Genomic DNA, 16,410 nt, shown 5'->3' on the forward strand with positions numbered 1-16,410 from the left:
CAACAATGAACCACCGCACTGGCGCGGCGGCCGCTGGAGCACTGATTCTGGCGCTGTTGGCCGGGTGTTCCTCCGGCGGGCAGGATCCCGAACCGGCAATGACGACTGTCGACGAGCCGCCCGCCGCGGTCGAGGAGTCTACGACCGACGTTGCCTCTGACGAGCTTGAGACGACCGAGGGGCCGACGCCTGCAACTGAGGCTGAGGATGTGGATGAGGGCGAACGCGACTACGGCGACCCCGTGGAGACGGAACGCGGGAACCTCCTCAAGACCATCGGGCAATGGGCAGGTATGGCGACGCAGGAAGGGGAACAGACCGTCGACTTCCGCGTCGTCGACATCGTCACCGACTACGGCTGCCCGAACGATCCCGACGCGGAGCCGGCCAACGACCAGTTCGTCGCACTCGAGTTCGAGATCGAGACCTTCGCTGCGCTCGGAGACGGCGAGTTCTGGATGCACGCGGGCGACTTCCGCGCCTGGACCGAAACCGGCCAGCGCGTGAACGACTCGCTCGGCAATGCGATCGGCTGTGCCACCAGTGCCGAGTACCTGCCGAGCATCATCGGACCGGCCGAGCTCGTGAGCGGTCTGATCGTGCTCGACCTACCCGCCGATGCCGCGGCCGTGGGTTTCAGCGATCCCGCGCTCAGCTCGGGTGGGTGGGAATGGGAGATCCCGTGAACGACCCGACACCGGTCGCTGTGACGCCGAAACGAGACGACTTCCATCTCGCAAAGCAGGCTCCGGCAGTTCTCAAGCACGGCATCATCCGTCGCTACGTCACGCCCTTCATCGCGAAGGTCGGCTCGACGTCCGAGGGCAATCGCGTTGTTCTCGTCGATGGCTTCGCCGGTGCCGGTAGCTACACGGATGGAACTCCAGGAAGTGCGCTGTTACTTGCGCAAGCTGCCCGCGGATCGAGCCGGAACGTGACGCTGCTGCTCTGTGAAAAGAACGCCAGTCACCACGCCGCGCTCCTGCAAGCTCTCGCCAGCGACGGCCACCGCTTGGACCCTCCGCCGATGCACGCAACCTTTGAAGACGTGCTACCGATGGTCTTGGAGATCGCTGGTGAGTCGCCCACCTTCTTTTTCCTCGACCCGTATGGTCTCGGCATCTCGTTCGATGATGTGGTCTCCATCATGAACCGCGGAGGTTCTCCCAAGACGGAGGTATGCCTCAACTTCTCAGCGAACGCAGTCCGCCGCATTGGTGGGCGATTGAAGGAGCCGTCGGACGCCACGGGTCGAACCAAGACTCTGGAGGGCCTTGATCGAGCCTGCGGTGGCACCTGGTGGCGACAGGAGTGGGAGAATGCGGATAGCCCGGAGGATGCATCCGAGCGGATCGTGAGCGGCTACGCCGCGCGCCTGTCGCGCGCAACCTCGGCGTCATATTGGACCATCGAAGCTCGGAAGTCGCCTACCCGGAAGCCGGACTACCACCTCATTTTCCTGACTCGTCACGACGACGGAGTCGAACTCTTCGGCGAGGCCGTCTCCATCTCGCAGGCTGAGTGGCGAAAGACCATCACCCCTGATGACCTGCTGGCCGACTGGGACGAAGAGGAACTCGCGAACAGATGGGTCAAGGAGATCGCTGCCAATGTGATGATCCTCCTCCAGTCCGGCCCGTTCCTCACCGGCGCGAAATATGCCGACGTTATGGGCAATGCGCTCGGTTACGCTCGCGGCCTGCACGTGCGGAAGGCGCTCAAACAGCTCTACGACCAGCGTGCAATCGCGACCGAGCCCAAGGGTGAGGTTTGGAAGTTGCTCATCAGACCAAGATCATGACGCCACTGTTGCGGGATACTCGTCCCAGATCTCGCCGTCGAGCTCGCGACCCAGAGCCTTTGGGGTCCGGCCGCCCCACTGCTTGAAGAAGAACGGCACCTCCGCGTGCTTGCACGCATCCCGAATGCCGCGGGCCCAGTCGACGTGCATCGGCCGGTAACCATGGCCCGACTCGCCGCCGGCGATCACCCAACCGATCCCGTCGAGGTTGATCCCGTCGAGCGGACCGAGCAACGGTTCGCACGACAGGAACCGGACAGCCGCTGGGACGCGGCGAAGCTCGTCGACGCGGTGCAGGAGTCCCTTGCTCTCGACCGAGACGCCGAGCCACAGGTTCGGCGGCCAGTCGATCTGATCGGCTAGGAGCCGGGCGCGGCGAGCGCGCTTGGTGAGTACCTGGTAGGTGTGCTGCGGCGTCGCCGCGATCACCTCCACCACTTTCTGGATGAAGTCGAGAGGCACCTTCGCGTGGAACAGATCCGACATCGAGTTCACGAATACGGTGCGCGGCGTTCGCCACGTCAGCGGCTGGTACAGCGCCTTCGGATGCACCGTCACGGCGAAGCCCGGGCCGGAGGTGACCGGGTTGCCGTCGTTCTGGTACTTCTCGGCGCCCATGGCCTTGAGCCGCTTCGACAGGGTCAGGGCGTAGCAATTGTCACAGCCGGGCGAGATCCGATCGCAGCCGGTGACAGGGTTCCAGGTTTCCTCGGTCCACTCGATCGACGACTTCGCCATGCGGGCGACTGTACTCGGCGCGCTTCCCACCAGGCGGTTGATACATGCGTTCGAGCGTGTCGGATGTCTGTCCTACGGTCCAGGACCATGTTTCATCCGTGGCGGCGCCTCCGAGCGCTGGAGGGGGTCCGGCTGGAATGGTCTCGGTTGCGGCCGGGTCTGTTGGGGGCGACGGACGGCGAGGGGGTGGTGGTGCTGCACCCGGAGCAGTCGCAGCGGCAGCGGCGGTGCACGCTGGCTCACGAGCTCGCGCATGTGAAGCTCGGGCACACGGGGTCGTGCGGGCCGGTCGAAGATGCGCAAGCCAGAGATCTCGCGGCGCGATGGTTGATCCCGATCGAGGCATTGCTCGATGCGTTGCGGTGGACCCGGGACTGGGAGGAGCTCGCTGACGAGCTCTGGGTGGATGTGGCGACCTTGCAGGACCGGTTGGACTGGTTGACGGACGACGAGCGGGAGCAGGTGGTGGCGTTGAACCAGGAGATCGAACGTGGCGCGTGAGAGCCGGGCCAAACTGAGGAGCGTCCCGGCCGCACCGCTGCGCGCCGTGTTGTACCTGCGGCAGTCGGCGCACCGTGAGGAGTCGATCTCGCTCGAGATCCAGGAGTCCGCCGGGCGCGAGCACTGCGCCCGGCACGGTTACGACGTCGTCGCCGTCGAAGCCGACCCCGGCATCACGGGGCGGACGTGGAAGCGGCCGGCGGTGCAGCGGACCATGGCGTGGATCGAAGAAGGCCGCGCTGACGTCATCGTGCTGTGGAAGTGGTCGAGGCTGTCTCGGCAGCGACGCGACTGGGCGATCGCCGTCGACCTGGTCGACGTCGCCGGCGGGCGGATCGAGTCGGCCACCGAACCGATCGACGTCGCCACCGCAGCCGGACGGTTCTCGCGCGGCGTCATGGCCGAGATGGCTGCCTTCGAATCCGAGCGCATCGGCGAGACCTGGCAGGAAGTCCACGCCCGTCGCGTCGCCTCCGGTCGCCCCGCCAACGGCAAGCCGCGCTGGGGCTACACCTACGACACCAGCCGGAAGATCCACCTACCTGACCCGGAAACCGGCCCGGTGCTCGCCGAGCTCTACCGCCGCTACGTCGCGGGGGAGTCGGTCTACTTACTCGTGCGGTGGCTCAACGCCAACGGCCACCACACCCTCGACGGGTACGGCGTCTCTGGGAACGGCAACCGCTGGTCCGACCGCACGTTGCGACGCGTGCTCGACTCGGGTTTCGCCGCCGGGCTCATCACCCACCGCGGCGAACGGCTCACCGGAGCCCACGACGCACTCATCGACGCCGACCTCTGGGAGGCCTACCAGGCGGCCCGAGTCGGCCGCCGAGTCACTAGGTCCTCAGAGCGGTCGCAGTACCTGCTCTCCGGGCTCGTGCGATGCATCTGCGGGGCCTCCATGACAGCCGGGCAGTTCGGGCACGCCCGGACCCCGAAGTACCGGTGCAAGGGCCACGAGACAGGGCTGCACTCCGGTTACGTCACAGCGACGCTCGTCGAGGGCGCCGTGAAGGACTGGCTGCACGAGATCGCCCACGACGTCGACAGCGCAGCCTCGCTCGCTTCACGAGCACACGCACGCCGCGAGCGCACGACGGCTTCAACCGTGAGCAAGCAGATCGCCACTGCCCGGGAGCAGCTCGTGCACGCCACGCGGTCCCACGTCACCGGTGTCATCCCGGAAGCCGCCTACCTCGTCGTGCGAGACGAGCTCGAGCAGCAGATCGCCGCGCTGGAGGAACGGCAGCGTCAGTCCGCCGTTGCCTCCCGCCGGGACACCGCACCGAAGGTGGCCGCGTCACTACTCGCGGACTGGGACATCCTGCCCGTCGAGCACCGCCGCGGCGCGCTGCGCGACCTGATCTCGAACGTCCAAGTAGCACCCGGACGACCGCGGAGCGTCGTTCGCGTTGTTCCCCTGTGGTCAGGACCCGACCCTCAGTAGTTCTCGTCCACATAGCCGAGCATGTCAGCGACGGGCAGCCCGGCATGCTCCATCTCGCTCTGAGAAAGCACGAGGCCGCACACGGGACAGTCGAGATCATGGAGTGCAGGGCCTAGTGGAATGGCGTCCCAGCCGCCTCGGTCCCGACCGACGTCCCACTCGAATTCGATCCCGACCTGTAGGTCCGTCCCGCAACCGGGGCACTCGACCTCGGTCGAATCATCCGTCCCAGGGTGGCTTCCCTCGACGAGCTGCTCAATGACCTTCTCGCGCGCCTCATCGTCGGGCAGATTCCCAATGCCGGCTTCATATCGCGCTCGTGCGGCATCGACCAGCGCCTCAACCCTCTCGCGGTCACGGGTGCGCCGCAACAGGAGCGCCTGCTGGGCTGCATCTGTTGCTAGCTGCCAGAACTCGTTGCGTGACACGTTCAGTTTCGTGAGACTCGCGTCCACGTAGGCGGTCATCTCACCTACCGCCACGCTGAAGTCCGCCTGGATGGCCACGCCGAAGTGGGCAGCGGCGTTTCTCACATTCAGTGCGTTCGCAACGGACATGCCCGGGCCGACATCCAGGGTCTTCGCCAGCTCCACGGCTACAGCAGCATCGAGTGTCTTGAAGTCATAAGGCCCACGGCCGGCTAGTCCGCGCCCCTCTGTCAAACGCAAGATCCCGTGCACCGTGTCACGCGGACTCGGCTTCACAAGCAGCGCCGGATGTACGGTGGCGATCAGCGCCTTAGCAATCAGTTCGACCGCGGTGCCGACGCTGATCGCAGCATCGAGGAGTACAAACTCGTCAGCATCGTGGGGACACTCAACAGCCCGACGCGCGTGGTGCCGAGCAGCGTCACGCAAGAAGGACGCCAGTTGAGCGACCGAAACGGAGTAGTCCCCGCGCACGAGCCCACTGGGCGGCGAATGCTGCTTCCGTACCATCGACGCATGCTAGTGCTCCGACCAGCGACGCGGCAGAGCTACTAAGGTCCATCGCGCGCACCTGAGGTCACGCTGGGTGACCGAAGACACCAGTCACGCTGATGACGGCGGGACTGGTCGTCCTGATCTGGGCGCTCGCGGGAGACGCGCTGACGCGCGTGTTCAACGAGGCGATCGAACGGATCCTCGGCGGCGGCTGACCGACGAGGGCTCGGCGGTCGTCGACTTCCTGCTGGTCTCGTTGCTGCTGACCGTGCTGGTGCTCGGCGTGGTCCAGCTGGCGCTCGCGCTGCACGTGCGCACGATGCTGACCGACGCCGCGGCCGAGGGTGCCCGGTACGCCGCGCTGCACGGGAGCGATCTGGCGGCCGGCGAGGAACGCGCGGCGGAGCTGATCGCGATGACGCTCCCCGCCAGCTACGCCCAGGACGTGGCCGCCGGCTACGACACCTACGGGCAGGTCTCGTTGGTCACGGTGACGGTGAGCGCGCCGTTGCCGGTGCTGGGTCTGCTGGGACCGGGCGGGACGATCGTGGTGACCGGCCGGGCGGTCGACGAGTGAGCCCGCCGACGTCGACGCGTTGGCGCCGCGCCCTCACCTGGGCACGGGACCGGCTGGGCGAGCCCGAGCGGGGGAGCGCCGTCGTCGAGTTCCTCGGGGTCTCGCTGGTGCTGCTGGTCCCGCTGGTCTACCTGATCCTCACGCTGGCCCGGATCCAGGCGGCCAGCTTCGCCGCCGAGGGTGCGGCCCGTGAGGCGGGTCGTCTGATCGCGCAGGCCGAGACGATGGCCGAGGGCATCGACGCGGCGCAGCTCGGTGTGGAGCTGGCGTTCGCCGATCAGGGCCTCGACGTCGACCCGGCAGCGGTGCTGCAGGTGACCTGCTCGGTGCCCGAGTGCCTGACGGCGGGGGAGTACGTGCTGATCGAGGTCCGCACCGAGGTCTCGCTGCCGCTCGCGCCCGACTTCCTCGCCGGTGCGATGCCCACCACGGTCGCCGTGTCCGCGGACGCGATGACCGCCGTCAGCGGGTTCCGTGATGACTGACCGGTGGCGCAGGCTCCGCGAGGACGACGGCCAGATCATGCTGCTGTCGATCTTCTACGGGCTGATCGCGCTGGCCCTGGTGCTCGTGGTCGTCTCGGTGTCGGCGATCTACCTCGAGCGCAAGAGCCTGCTCGCGCTCGCCGACGCGGTCGCTGCCGATGCCGCCGACGCCATCGACGAGGACTCCTACTTCGGCGCCGATCGTCCGGGCGACCCGGCGCTGCCGCTCACCGACTCCTCGGTGCGCCAGGAGGTGGTCGACTACCTGGCGGCGGCGCCGCTGGGCGTCGTCGACTTCGAGGACCTGGCGATCTCCGCACCGACCGGGACACCCGACGGCACGACGGCGGAGGTCACCTTGTCCGCCGTCGTGCGCCCGCCTGTGGTGACCTGGGCGATCTCGCCCTGGCGAGAGGGGTTCGTGGTGTCGGTGACCGCCCGCGCCGAGGCGGAGCCGGCCGGCTGAGCCTCACCCCAGCCGCTTCTCGAAAGGTCGCGACGCGCCCGACCCAACCAGGACAGCCGCTCGTTCGTGAGACACGATGAAGGAGCCGAGGAGAGCGGGTGGGCGTGAGCACGTGGGAAGAGACCCTGGCCACGGTGGTGCGTGAGCACGGTCCGCGTCTGCAGCGCACGGCGTACCTGCTGTGCGGTGACCGGCCCGGTGCCGAGGATCTCGTGCAGGAGGCGTTCGTGCGTGCGTTGGGCAGGCGTCGGACGGCGGCACAGGTCGCGCACGGCATCGAGACCTACGAGGCGGAGGCGTACCTGCGCCGCACGATCCTCAACCTCTACCTCGACTCCTACCGGCGGCGGCGTCGGTGGGGCGGCATCCAGCATCTCGTGGCCCGGCCCGACCGGTCCGAGTCCGCCACCACCGCCGTGGACCAGCGGGTCGATGCCACCCAGGCGCTCGCGCAGCTGCCGCCGCAGGTGCGCGCGTGCGTGGTGCTGCACTACTACGGCGACCTCCCGGTCTCACAGGTGGCAGCCGAGCTCGGCATCGCCGACGGCTCGGTCAAGCGCTACCTCAGCGACGGGCGCGCCATGCTCGCGGTCCACCTCGCCGACGACGCCGACACGAGCGCAGGAGGAAAGCCATGAGGGCCGACGACATCAAGCGGGTGCTGGAGCGGTCCCTGCACGAGGGCGGCATGGACAGCGCTCCGGGGCCGGACGCCGGGTTGCTCGCCGAGCGCGTGCGCGGTGCCCGACGGCGACGCGCCGCCGCATCGGGGCTGGCCGGCATGGCATCGATCGGGCTGGTCGCGGCCGTGGTCTGGCAGGTCGGCGGGTTCAGCACCGACCCCAACCCGCCGGCGACCCCGACGCAGACCACGGTGACCGACGAGCCGACGACCGGCCCGAGCGACCCGACTGAGCAGCCGACAGAAACGCCGACGAATAGCGAGTCCGAGACGCCGACCGGTGACGCTACGGATGGCAGTGAACCGAGCACCCCTCCTGAGACCGAGACGGAGACGCCCCCCATGGCCTGGTCTCCCGATCAGCTCCCTGTGTGCGGTGAGCCGTTCGCGTTGCCGGACGCTGACCTAGCCCTGACGGTGGAGACGGGACCAGACGGTCCGGTCGCACCGGGTGGTGTGTTCCAGTCGGCGGTGGAGAATCCCACTGCCACCGCTGTCTCGGGGAGCGCTGCTAGCCCTTTCGCCGTGGTCGTCAACGACGGTGTGGTCGTCGCCACCCAGACAAACTTCGTCCTTCAGGGTGGTGAGGGCACCCCGATTCTCGCTCTCTCTTCCGGCGGCGAGTCGCAGCTCCCAGTCGTGATCCCGCCCGGCTGCGACGGCGGCGAGCTGAGTCCCGGTCGCTACGAGACCTTCGTGCTGGTGGCACTGGGCTCCGCCAACACCGACGGATCGGTCATGATGGGTGCGGGCGGGCCGTGGGCCCTGGACATCGCTGACGACGGCAGCGACGGCCAAGATTGGTCTCGCACACTGCCCGTGGGTGGTGTGCCGTTTCCCGACGTCTGCGGCGACAGCTGGGATCTCGGTGAGCCGAGCACAGGCATGGAGCTCGAGCTCGTTCACGACGTCCGATCACCACGGTCGGCGAGTGACGACATCGAGGGCGATGTCCGCATCACCACCACGAAAGCGATGACTGACGTCGTGCTGTACACCCACATCCTCATCCTGCAGGACGGCGTGCAGGTCAGTGCGCCCGTCCCGGCCAACGACAACGTCATGCGTGTGTTCATGTCGCCATCGGCCAGTCTCACCGCCCGCATCTACAGCGGGCTCACGGGTTGCGATGGTGCCTTGTTGCCCGCGGGCGAGTACGAGGCCGCCGTCCTCCTTCTCGGCAGCGACGGCACCACGCCACAGGTGGTAGCGCGTTCCGAGCTCATGCCGCTTGTCATCGAGTAACTGGAGATCGCCGACGGAGCTGCGTCGATGCGCGGCGGCCGGCGAGCACACGTGACGACAGGGCGTACTGCCGCCCGACACGTTGCCGGATCGACCTGACGTGCGAAGCAACTGGTCGGGCCATCGGTGTGTGGCCACGGGCTTCGCGGCTGGTTCGCTCGATCAGCTCCAGACCACGTGGCTACGAGGGAAACCCGATCAAGGGACGCGCTGGTCGCACCGCCGGGCACGAGCGCGTCCCGTAGACGTCCGGAGCGTCTTTGTCGACTGTCGGACCGCGAGCGCACTGCGTCGAACTTTGTCGGCTGGCCCTTGGCGGCCGGTCGTGCTCGCCCTGGCCACCGTGCGGGGCAGCCTTCAGCAGTCTGGTGCGACCCGGACTGGTCGACCTGTCCTCCGCTGAGGAGGCGGACCGACCGACCCAACCACACTGGTCGCCCATTCGTGGAGAAGGATGAAGGGCGCCCGCAGGGGGCGGGCGTCCTTCCGTCAACACCCCCACCGAGGAGCCTGATCGTTCATGATTCAGCCAGTCGAAGACGCGAAGGGGGACGCCGTGCGGAGAACAGGCCGCAGTCGTGTCGCGATGTTGGCGGGAGGTGTCGCGGTCGCGCTGATTTGCGCGATCGCGGCATGCCAGGCACCGGCCGCAGCCCCTGGGGCGGGCGGCACCGGTGAGCCGCACACGACGACGGGGCCAGAGCCGACCACGTCAGAGAGCACCGAGGACAAGAGCGACGACCCGACGGGGTCGCCGACTGACGATCCGACCGTGGGCGGCGACCCGTCAGATCTCTCGATGTACGACGGCACCCTGCCTGACTTCTCCGACGCCGTGATCCCCGAGTGCGGGGACATCTTCGCGCTCCCGGATCGGACGTCGGCGCTCGTGGTCGAGGGTGGCCCGTCCGAAGGCCTGCCCGCGTCCGGCGGTGGCTGGAACGCGACCGTGACCAGCAGCGCCGACCAGCTCGTCCAGGGGTATGTCACGTACGAGGACGTCGTGGTGGTCGACGGCGAGGGCCGGGTCGTCGGGACGATCGACACCGACTTCATGGGCGCGGAGGGCCCCAGCTATGTCGGGATCGCACCCGGGGAGTCGATGCCGGTCCCGTTGAACATGCCGAGCAGCTGCGGCGAGCCGGCGAACGGCAGCTACCAGGCGTACGCGATGGTGACGTTCGTCGCCGACGACGGCACCCTCGAGCAGGCTCAGGGTGGTCCGTGGCCTATCGAGGTCGGCTCCGGCGAGAGCCATCCCGGGGACAACCCGCCGGTAGGGACCGCCGAGATGGACCTGGCCTGCGGCGCCCCGTGGGACATGCCCGAGCTGGGCACCGACATGAGTCTGGAGCTGATCGATCCGATCCGCACGCCGCGCGCAGCGACGGACAACATCGACGGCGACGCCACGCTGCAGACCCCTCAGCCCATGAACGAGCAGCTGTGGACTGCCGTCGTCGTGCTCCAGGACGGGGTGGTCGTCAGCACGCTCCCCGGTGGTGACGTCTACACCAGCGCCGCGGTGTCCCCGGGCACGAGCGTGCCGCTGCAGTTCATCAGCGACATGCACTCCTGCTCCTCCGACCCCACCGACCCGGCACCGCTCCCGGCAGGCGCCTACCAGGTCGCTGTGGTGGCAGCGGCGATCACCGGCTCCGAGACCGTCACGGCGCTCGCCGTCACCGAAGCGACCGAGCTCGTCCTCCGGTAGCGGGCTGGGTGGTCGCCCCTCGTGGCACGATGCCGGTATGGGCTTCCAGATCGCCAACCTTCCTGAAGCGGACGCGGTGCTGGACGAGCACCCGTTCGCGCTCGTCGTGGGCATGATGCTCGACCAGCAGTACGGCATGGAGCACGCGTTCCGCGGCGGTTGGAAGGTGCTGAGCAGGTTCGGCACCCTCGACCCCGCGGCGATCGCGGCAGCCGACCCGGAGGAGTTCAAGGCGCTGTGCAGCGTGCCGCCCGCGATCCACCGGTTCCCCGGGTCGATGGCGGCCCGGCTGCAGGAGCTGGCCGCGCTCGTGGAGGAGCGCTACGACGGCGACGTCACCCGCCTCTGGATGGAACCCACCAGCGGCAAGGAGCTGCTCGCGCGGGTCCAGGAGCTTCCCGGGTTCGGCAAGCAGAAGGCGCAGATCTTCGTCGCCCTCCTCGCCAAGCAGCTCGGTGTGCACCCGGAGGGATGGGAGCTGGCCGCAGGTGACTACGCCCGGCCCGGATACCGCTCCGTCGCGGACGTGACCGACGCCGACTCGCTCGCCAAGGTCCGCGACCACAAGAAGGCTGCCAAGGCCGCCGCACGCGCCGGGGAGTAGCCGACGCGGTGGTCGGAACGAGACCACCGACACACCGCTCGTGAACATCATGTGAACCCACGGCGCGTCGGACCGTAACGATTCGACCCGGCGGGCTCCGGCCTGTCACAATCGCGGACGACACGAAACGTTTCGATCACGAAGTTGCGCCGAATGACGACGATCTCCGCCCGCCCGACCGACCCCACTCCCGTCGCCCCCGTCGACGCGGTCGCCGTCGTCGCACCCCGCAGTCGCATGTGGACCTTCAAGCTGGTCCTCCTGCTCGGCTCGATGTGCGCGATCGGTGCCTTCACCACGGACACCTACCTGCCGTCGCTGCCCGAGGTCGCCGCCGACCTCGCGACCACGGAGGCGAGCGCGCAGTTCACGATCACCGCCACCTTGATCGGTGCGGCGTTCGGGCAGTTCATCATCGGGCCGCTCTCGGACCGGTTCGGCCGCCGCGCCCCGGTGCTGATCGGCCTGCTCGTGCACATCGTGTCGTCGCTGCTGTGCATCGCCGTCATGGACGTGGTGCCGCTGATCGCGCTCCGCATCATCCAGGGCTTCGGCAACGCCGCCGCAGGCGTCACCGCGATCGCCATCATCCGGGACCGGCTCACCGGCTCCGAGGCGTCCGCGGTGCTGTCGCGCCTGATGCTCGTGATCGGTGTCGCGCCGATGCTCGCCCCGACGATCGGCGGCGCGATCGCCCAGGTCTGGGGCTGGCGCGCGGTGTTCGCGTTCCTCGCTCTCTTCGGCGTCGTGCTGCTCGTCATCGTCTGGAAGTTCATGCCGGAGACGCTGCCCCCCACGCAGCGTCTGCGGAGCACCCGCCAGGTCGCGACGTCGTACAAGGTGCTCGCGCGTGACCGCCAGTTCCTCGCGTTCGCGCTGCTGCCCGGCCTGACGATGGCCGCGGTCTTCTCCTACGTCGCGGCCTCCCCGTTCGTCATCCGCGTGGGTTACGGCCTCACCGAGAGCCAGTTCGCGCTGCTGTTCGCCGTCGTGGGTCTCGGCCTGGTGCTGGGCGCCCAGCTCAACGCGGCCCTGGTGCGGCGGTTCTCACCGATCCGGCTGCTGCGGCTGGCGACGCCCGTGATGGTCATGCTGGCGGTCGCGCTGTTCGTCGTGACGCTGACCGGGTTCGGTGGCCTGGTCGGTCTGATCGTGCCGCTCTGGCTGATGTTCGCGGTCGCCTCGATGGTCTCGCCGAACGCCTCGACGCTCGCCCTCCAGCGTCACGGCGAGCGCGCCGGCTCGGCAGCTGCCCTGATCGGCGTCTCGCAGTCCGGGGTCGCCGCGCTGGTGGCGCCGCTGGTCGTGGTGCTGGGCGGGAGCACCGCGGCGATGGGCACCGTGATCCTGGGTTCGGCCGTGGTCGGGTTCCTCGTGCTCCTGACGACCGGCGCGTACCGCCGCGGCGGCTGGGAGAGCTCGGTCGCCTGACGGGCTCGAATCGGCTGGCCGTGCGCCCGGGCGCGCCCGTACCGTGCTCGGGTGACCCCGATCCAGGTTCGAACCCTGTCACGTGCCGCCGGTCAGCTCGCGGCGCTCGCCCAGCCGGATGTCGCGGCCGTGGTGGCGGCGCTGCCGCGCCGGCCAGGCTCGACGGCGACGCTCACCGCCCTCGCCGAGGCGTCGGGTCTGGAGATGCGCGCCCTGGGCAGGGCGATCGCCCGTGGCCGGGACGCGGGTGTGCTGGCCCTGGTGGGTGACGAGATCGGTCTCGACCAGACCGGCCCGAGCGACGCCGTCGAGGCTCTGGTGGCCATGACCCCGTTGGGTGCGGTCATCGCGGACCGACCTGAGCTCTCCGCCGAGGCGCACCACGGGTACCTGCACGGTGTTCCCTCCGGCGAGCACGCCGAGGAGCTGTTCGCGATCGTCGCCGCCCAGCTGCCGACGACCGAGATGAGCGAGCGCGAGGTCACGACGGCGCTGAGCGTGCTCGGTGACGACCCGGTGGGGCTGCGCCGCGCGCTGGTGGACTCCGGGCTGCTCTGGCGCACGGTGGACGGCTCGCGGTATCGACGCGAGGACCAGCGCTGACCAGCGTTGACCAGCGCTGACGCCGGCTTGCTCGGCGTCGTGGTGCCGACTCCCAGCGAGCGTGCCTAAGGTGTCTTCATGAGTGCGACTGCCACGTCCACCCCGATGTCGGAAGTGCTCGCCCTGCAGCGGGCTGCCTTCCACCGTGACGGGCCGCCGTCGGCCGCCGTGAGACGCGATCGGATCGACCGCTTCGCGCACGCGGTGCTCGACAACACCGACGCGCTGGTGGACGCCATCTCCGCCGACTTCGGGTTCCGGGGCGAGATCACCACGCTGGTCAACGACGTCCTCGCCTTCATGGCCGAAGCGGAGATCCAGCGCGCGGGGCTCGGCCGCTGGATGCGGCCCCGGCCCGCGGGCGGCCGCGTGCTGGGGACCGCGATGCGGCTCGGTGGGCTGCGCGCCCAGGTCGTGCCGAGCCCGCTGGGCGTGGTCGGCGTGATGGGGATGTGGAACTTCCCGCTGACCCTCACGGCGGTCCCCGCGCTGACGGCGCTCGGCGCGGGCAACCGCGTGATGATCAAGATGTCGGAGAAGGTGCCGCGCACCGCTGAGGTGCTGGCCAACGCCTGGCACGACGCGTTCGACGTCGACGAGGTCGCGGTCGTGACCGGTGACGCCGAGGTCAGCCAGGAGTTCGCCGCGCTCGACCTCGACCACCTGTTCTTCACCGGGTCGGCGGAGGTGGGCAGCAAGGTGATGGCGGCCGCCGCGGCGAACCTGACCCCGGTCACGCTCGAGCTCGGTGGCAAGAACCCGGTCGTCATCTCCGAGACGGTCGCGCGCCAGCGCGAGTCGATGCGGTCGGCGGCGGCCCGGGTGGCTGCCGCGCGGCTGCAGAACAGCGGCCAGGCATGCATCAACCCGGACGAGGTGTACGTGCCGGCGTCCGCAGCGCGGCTGTTCGTGCAGGACATCTTCTCGGCCTGGGGCGAGTCGGTCCCGGACGCGATCGAGACCGGCCAGACCACCACGCTGATCGACGACGCCGCGTTCGAGCGCATTCACGCACTGCTCGAGGACGCCGCCGCCAAGGGCGCCCAGGTGATCCGGGCCGTCTCCTCGGACGCCGCAGGCGAGGACGCGATGCGCCGTGACCGCGTGATGCCGCCCGTGGTGGTGCTCGGCGTCACCGAGGAGATGCGGATCGACCACGAGGAGGTCTTCGGGCCGGTCCTGGCCGTGCACACCTACGAGGCGCTGCCGGAGGTGCTGGACCGCCTCGCTGCGCGTCCGGCGCCGCTGGTCGCGAGCTGGTACGGCCCCGACGACGTCGACTTCCGCACGTTCGTGGCGAGCACCCGATCCGGCAGTGTGGCCCGCAACGACTGGGCGCTGAGCTCCTTCACCCCAGGCGTCCCGTTCGGGGGCGTGGGCCGCTCCGGCATGGGCAGCTACCACGGCCGCTACGGCTTCGACCGGTTCACGCACCAGCGGTCGGTCGTCGGCTCGAACCTGCCGGTCTCGATCACGCAGTTCACCGGCCCCCTGGTCGACGCCCGGTTCCAGGACGCCCTGCGCTCCGGCGTCGACGCCTACCGCCGCCTCCTGCGCACCCGCCTCCGCGGCTAGCACCGAGGGCCCGATTTCAACGCACTTTCGGCACTGTCCCGATTTCACCGCACTTTCGGCACGGTCCAAGTTTCACCGCACTTTCGGCACGGTCGAGATTTCACCGCACTTCCGACCGGCGACCGGTCAAGAGTGCGGTGAAATCCAAGACGGGTCGAAAGTGCGTTGAAATCGGGAACTGGTCGAAAGTGCGTTGAAATCCGGAACTGGGCGAAGTGCGGTGAAAGCGGAGCTCAGGGCTGGGGGTCGGCGGCGTCGTAGCGGAGCAGGCGCCGCCCCGCCGTGGCGGCGAGGGCGATCACGACCACGGCGCACGCCACCCCGCCGATGATCGCCGCCGGCCCCTCACCGAATCGTGAGGCCAGCGCGCCCACGGTGATGTCGCCGAGGCGCGGCCCGCCGGCGACGACCACGATGAACACGCCCTGCAGGCGGCCGCGCAGCGCGTCCGGGGTCGCTGCCTGGAGCACCGACTGCCGGAAGATCGAGGAGATCGAGTCGGCCGCACCAGCGACCGCGAGCAGCCCCACAGCGACGGCCAGCGCCCACCCGATCGTGTGCTCGGGGCGGTGCGCGCCGACGGAGGTCAGCAGCACCCCCAGCCCGATCACCGAGGCGGCGAAACCGAGGATCGCGATCACGATCACCACGCCCTGGCGCCGCAGGTGCACCAGGCCGCCCGAGAGCACCCCGGCCAGCACGGCCCCGACGGCGATCGCCGCGGTCAGGTAGCCCGTGGTGGTCTCGCCGCCGCCCAGCACCAGCACCCCGACGGCGGGGAACAGCACCCGGGGCATGGCCAGGATCATGGCGCTCAGGTCGAGCAGGAACGTCATGCGCAGGTTGGGCCGGGTGCCCAGGTACCGCAGTCCTTCGATCACCGAGGCGAGCCCGACGACCTTGCGCGGGGGAGCGGCGTCGTCGCTCGGCTCGGGCGGCAGGTCGGGCAGCCGCCACAACGCGTAGAGGGAGGCCCCGAAGAGGGCGACGTCGAGCGTGTACGCCGCCTCGAAGGAGTGCCACGCGACCAGCGCGGCGCCGAGGAGCGGGCCGCCGGTGAGCGCGATGTTCCAGCCGACCGTCTGCAGCGCGAGCGCGGCGGGCAGCTGCTCGCGCGGCACCAGCCGCGGGATGATCGCCATGCGCGCGGGGTTGTTCACGGCAGAGTCGGCCGACTGCAGGCCGACCAGGATGTAGAGCAACCACACCGACCTCAGGTCGAGCCAGGCCTGCAGCGCGATGCCGGCGGTCACCACGAGCAGCACGCTCGAGGCGATGAGCGCGACGCGGCGCCGGTCGAACGCGTCCACGAGGGCGCCGCCGTACAGCCCGAGCACCACCAGCGGGACCAGCGCGAACAGCCCGAGCACGCCCACGGCGAACGTGTCCTGCGTGAGCGCGTACACCTGCAGCCCCACCGCGACCGCCGTCAGCTGCGTGCCGACGTTCGAGATCCCCAGCCCTCACCACAGCCGCCGGAACGCCGGGCTGCGGCGCAGCGGCGTCAGATCGGCGAGCAGTCGGGCCACGGATCAGGAGCGTAAGCGTCCGGGCGCCGCCGGTCGAAACGCTTCGGGCGGGCGCCGGTGGCGGGCTGGTGGGGGAGGCTCGCGTA

At 69.4% G+C, this 16,410-nt stretch carries 16 protein-coding genes and 1 pseudogene; 14 read left to right on the top strand and 3 right to left on the bottom strand.

Annotated elements, in window-relative coordinates:
* Positions 1-5 precede the first annotated feature (5 nt).
* Entirely contained in the window at positions 6-686 is a 681-nt protein-coding gene (locus GPA04_RS21060; protein ID WP_162458679.1) for a hypothetical protein, read from the top strand.
* Positions 683-1,801 carry a three-Cys-motif partner protein TcmP gene (tcmP, locus tag GPA04_RS20315; protein ID WP_162458680.1) on the top strand — a complete coding sequence of 373 codons (1,119 nt, stop codon included), beginning with the start codon at positions 683-685 and terminating at the stop codon, positions 1,799-1,801. The genes GPA04_RS21060 and tcmP overlap by 4 nt, the downstream gene beginning before the upstream one ends.
* Here the strand turns inward: tcmP and GPA04_RS20320 are convergent.
* Entirely contained in the window at positions 1,796-2,539 is a 744-nt protein-coding gene (locus GPA04_RS20320) for a DUF5131 family protein (protein ID WP_156226052.1), read from the bottom strand. The two genes, tcmP and GPA04_RS20320, sit on opposite strands and share 6 nt — an antisense overlap.
* A gap of 186 nt (positions 2,540-2,725) precedes the next feature.
* On the opposite strand from GPA04_RS20320, the gene GPA04_RS20325 reads away from it, so the two are divergent.
* Together GPA04_RS20325 and GPA04_RS20330 are read left to right on the top strand one after the other, a co-directional pair.
* A complete protein-coding gene (locus GPA04_RS20325; protein ID WP_162458681.1) occupies positions 2,726-3,040 on the top strand; it encodes an ImmA/IrrE family metallo-endopeptidase in 315 nt (104 codons plus the stop codon).
* Entirely contained in the window at positions 3,030-4,490 is a 1,461-nt protein-coding gene (locus GPA04_RS20330; RefSeq protein WP_156226054.1) for a recombinase family protein, read from the top strand. The genes GPA04_RS20325 and GPA04_RS20330 overlap by 11 nt, the downstream gene beginning before the upstream one ends.
* Here the strand turns inward: GPA04_RS20330 and GPA04_RS20335 are convergent.
* Positions 4,484-5,428 carry a hypothetical protein gene (locus GPA04_RS20335; protein WP_156226055.1) on the bottom strand — a complete coding sequence of 315 codons (945 nt, stop codon included), beginning with the start codon at positions 5,426-5,428 and terminating at the stop codon, positions 4,484-4,486. The two genes, GPA04_RS20330 and GPA04_RS20335, sit on opposite strands and share 7 nt — an antisense overlap.
* A 196-nt stretch (positions 5,429-5,624) precedes the next feature.
* Between GPA04_RS20335 and GPA04_RS20340 the strand changes: the two genes are divergently transcribed.
* From GPA04_RS20340 to GPA04_RS20385, 10 genes are all read left to right on the top strand, one after another.
* A complete protein-coding gene (locus tag GPA04_RS20340) occupies positions 5,625-5,990 on the top strand; it encodes a TadE/TadG family type IV pilus assembly protein (protein WP_156226075.1) in 366 nt (121 codons plus the stop codon).
* Positions 5,987-6,475 carry a pilus assembly protein gene (locus GPA04_RS20345; protein ID WP_241680948.1) on the top strand — a complete coding sequence of 163 codons (489 nt, stop codon included), beginning with the start codon at positions 5,987-5,989 and terminating at the stop codon, positions 6,473-6,475. Before GPA04_RS20340 ends, GPA04_RS20345 begins: the two co-directional genes overlap by 4 nt.
* Complete coding sequence (locus GPA04_RS20350; RefSeq protein ID WP_156226056.1) at positions 6,468-6,941, top strand: hypothetical protein; 474 nt, start codon at positions 6,468-6,470, stop codon at positions 6,939-6,941. The genes GPA04_RS20345 and GPA04_RS20350 overlap by 8 nt, the downstream gene beginning before the upstream one ends.
* A gap of 104 nt (positions 6,942-7,045) precedes the next feature.
* The gene (locus tag GPA04_RS20355; RefSeq protein WP_241680949.1) at positions 7,046-7,579 is read left to right on the top strand and encodes an RNA polymerase sigma factor; all 534 of its coding nucleotides are present in this window, start codon (positions 7,046-7,048) and stop codon (positions 7,577-7,579) included.
* Between the two features lie 143 nt (positions 7,580-7,722).
* Positions 7,723-8,868: a hypothetical protein gene (locus GPA04_RS20360; RefSeq protein WP_156226057.1), complete on the top strand. Its 1,146-nt coding sequence runs from the start codon at positions 7,723-7,725 to the stop codon at positions 8,866-8,868.
* A 799-nt stretch (positions 8,869-9,667) separates the two neighbouring features.
* Complete coding sequence (locus tag GPA04_RS20365; RefSeq protein ID WP_156226058.1) at positions 9,668-10,582, top strand: hypothetical protein; 915 nt, start codon at positions 9,668-9,670, stop codon at positions 10,580-10,582.
* Between the two features lie 37 nt (positions 10,583-10,619).
* Positions 10,620-11,186, top strand: coding sequence for an HhH-GPD-type base excision DNA repair protein (locus GPA04_RS20370; protein ID WP_156226059.1), 567 nt, complete (start codon positions 10,620-10,622; stop codon positions 11,184-11,186).
* A gap of 153 nt (positions 11,187-11,339) precedes the next feature.
* Positions 11,340-12,617, top strand: a complete 1,278-nt coding sequence (locus tag GPA04_RS20375) for a multidrug effflux MFS transporter (protein WP_241680950.1) — start codon at positions 11,340-11,342, stop codon at positions 12,615-12,617.
* A gap of 51 nt (positions 12,618-12,668) precedes the next feature.
* A complete protein-coding gene (locus tag GPA04_RS20380; protein WP_156226060.1) occupies positions 12,669-13,220 on the top strand; it encodes a DUF2087 domain-containing protein in 552 nt (183 codons plus the stop codon).
* A 78-nt stretch (positions 13,221-13,298) separates the two neighbouring features.
* The gene (locus GPA04_RS20385) at positions 13,299-14,795 is read left to right on the top strand and encodes an aldehyde dehydrogenase family protein (RefSeq protein ID WP_156226061.1); all 1,497 of its coding nucleotides are present in this window, start codon (positions 13,299-13,301) and stop codon (positions 14,793-14,795) included.
* A 233-nt stretch (positions 14,796-15,028) separates the two neighbouring features.
* Here GPA04_RS20385 and GPA04_RS20390 read toward each other — a convergent pair.
* Positions 15,029-16,324: pseudogene (locus GPA04_RS20390) on the bottom strand (MFS transporter).
* Positions 16,325-16,410: the final 86 nt, after the last annotated feature.

The organism is Pseudactinotalea suaedae (genome assembly GCF_009733815.1).
GTDB lineage: Bacteria > Actinomycetota > Actinomycetes > Actinomycetales > Beutenbergiaceae > Pseudactinotalea > Pseudactinotalea suaedae.

What these genes read in the sequence shown, in the direction of transcription:
- GPA04_RS20360 (WP_156226057.1), top strand. Translation starts at nt 7,723, where the DNA reads ATGGCATCGATCGGGCTGGTCGCGGCCGTGGTCTGGCAGGTCGGCGGG.
- GPA04_RS20370 (WP_156226059.1), top strand. Translation starts at nt 10,620, where the DNA reads ATGGGCTTCCAGATCGCCAACCTTCCTGAAGCGGACGCGGTGCTGGAC.
- GPA04_RS20385 (WP_156226061.1), top strand. Translation starts at nt 13,299, where the DNA reads ATGAGTGCGACTGCCACGTCCACCCCGATGTCGGAAGTGCTCGCCCTG.
- GPA04_RS20320 (WP_156226052.1), bottom strand. Translation starts at nt 2,539, where the DNA reads ATGGCGAAGTCGTCGATCGAGTGGACCGAGGAAACCTGGAACCCTGTC.
- GPA04_RS20350 (WP_156226056.1), top strand. Translation starts at nt 6,468, where the DNA reads ATGACTGACCGGTGGCGCAGGCTCCGCGAGGACGACGGCCAGATCATG.
- GPA04_RS20365 (WP_156226058.1), top strand. Translation starts at nt 9,668, where the DNA reads ATGTACGACGGCACCCTGCCTGACTTCTCCGACGCCGTGATCCCCGAG.
- GPA04_RS20375 (WP_241680950.1), top strand. Translation starts at nt 11,340, where the DNA reads ATGACGACGATCTCCGCCCGCCCGACCGACCCCACTCCCGTCGCCCCC.
- GPA04_RS20335 (WP_156226055.1), bottom strand. Translation starts at nt 5,428, where the DNA reads ATGGTACGGAAGCAGCATTCGCCGCCCAGTGGGCTCGTGCGCGGGGAC.
- GPA04_RS21060 (WP_162458679.1), top strand. Translation starts at nt 6, where the DNA reads ATGAACCACCGCACTGGCGCGGCGGCCGCTGGAGCACTGATTCTGGCG.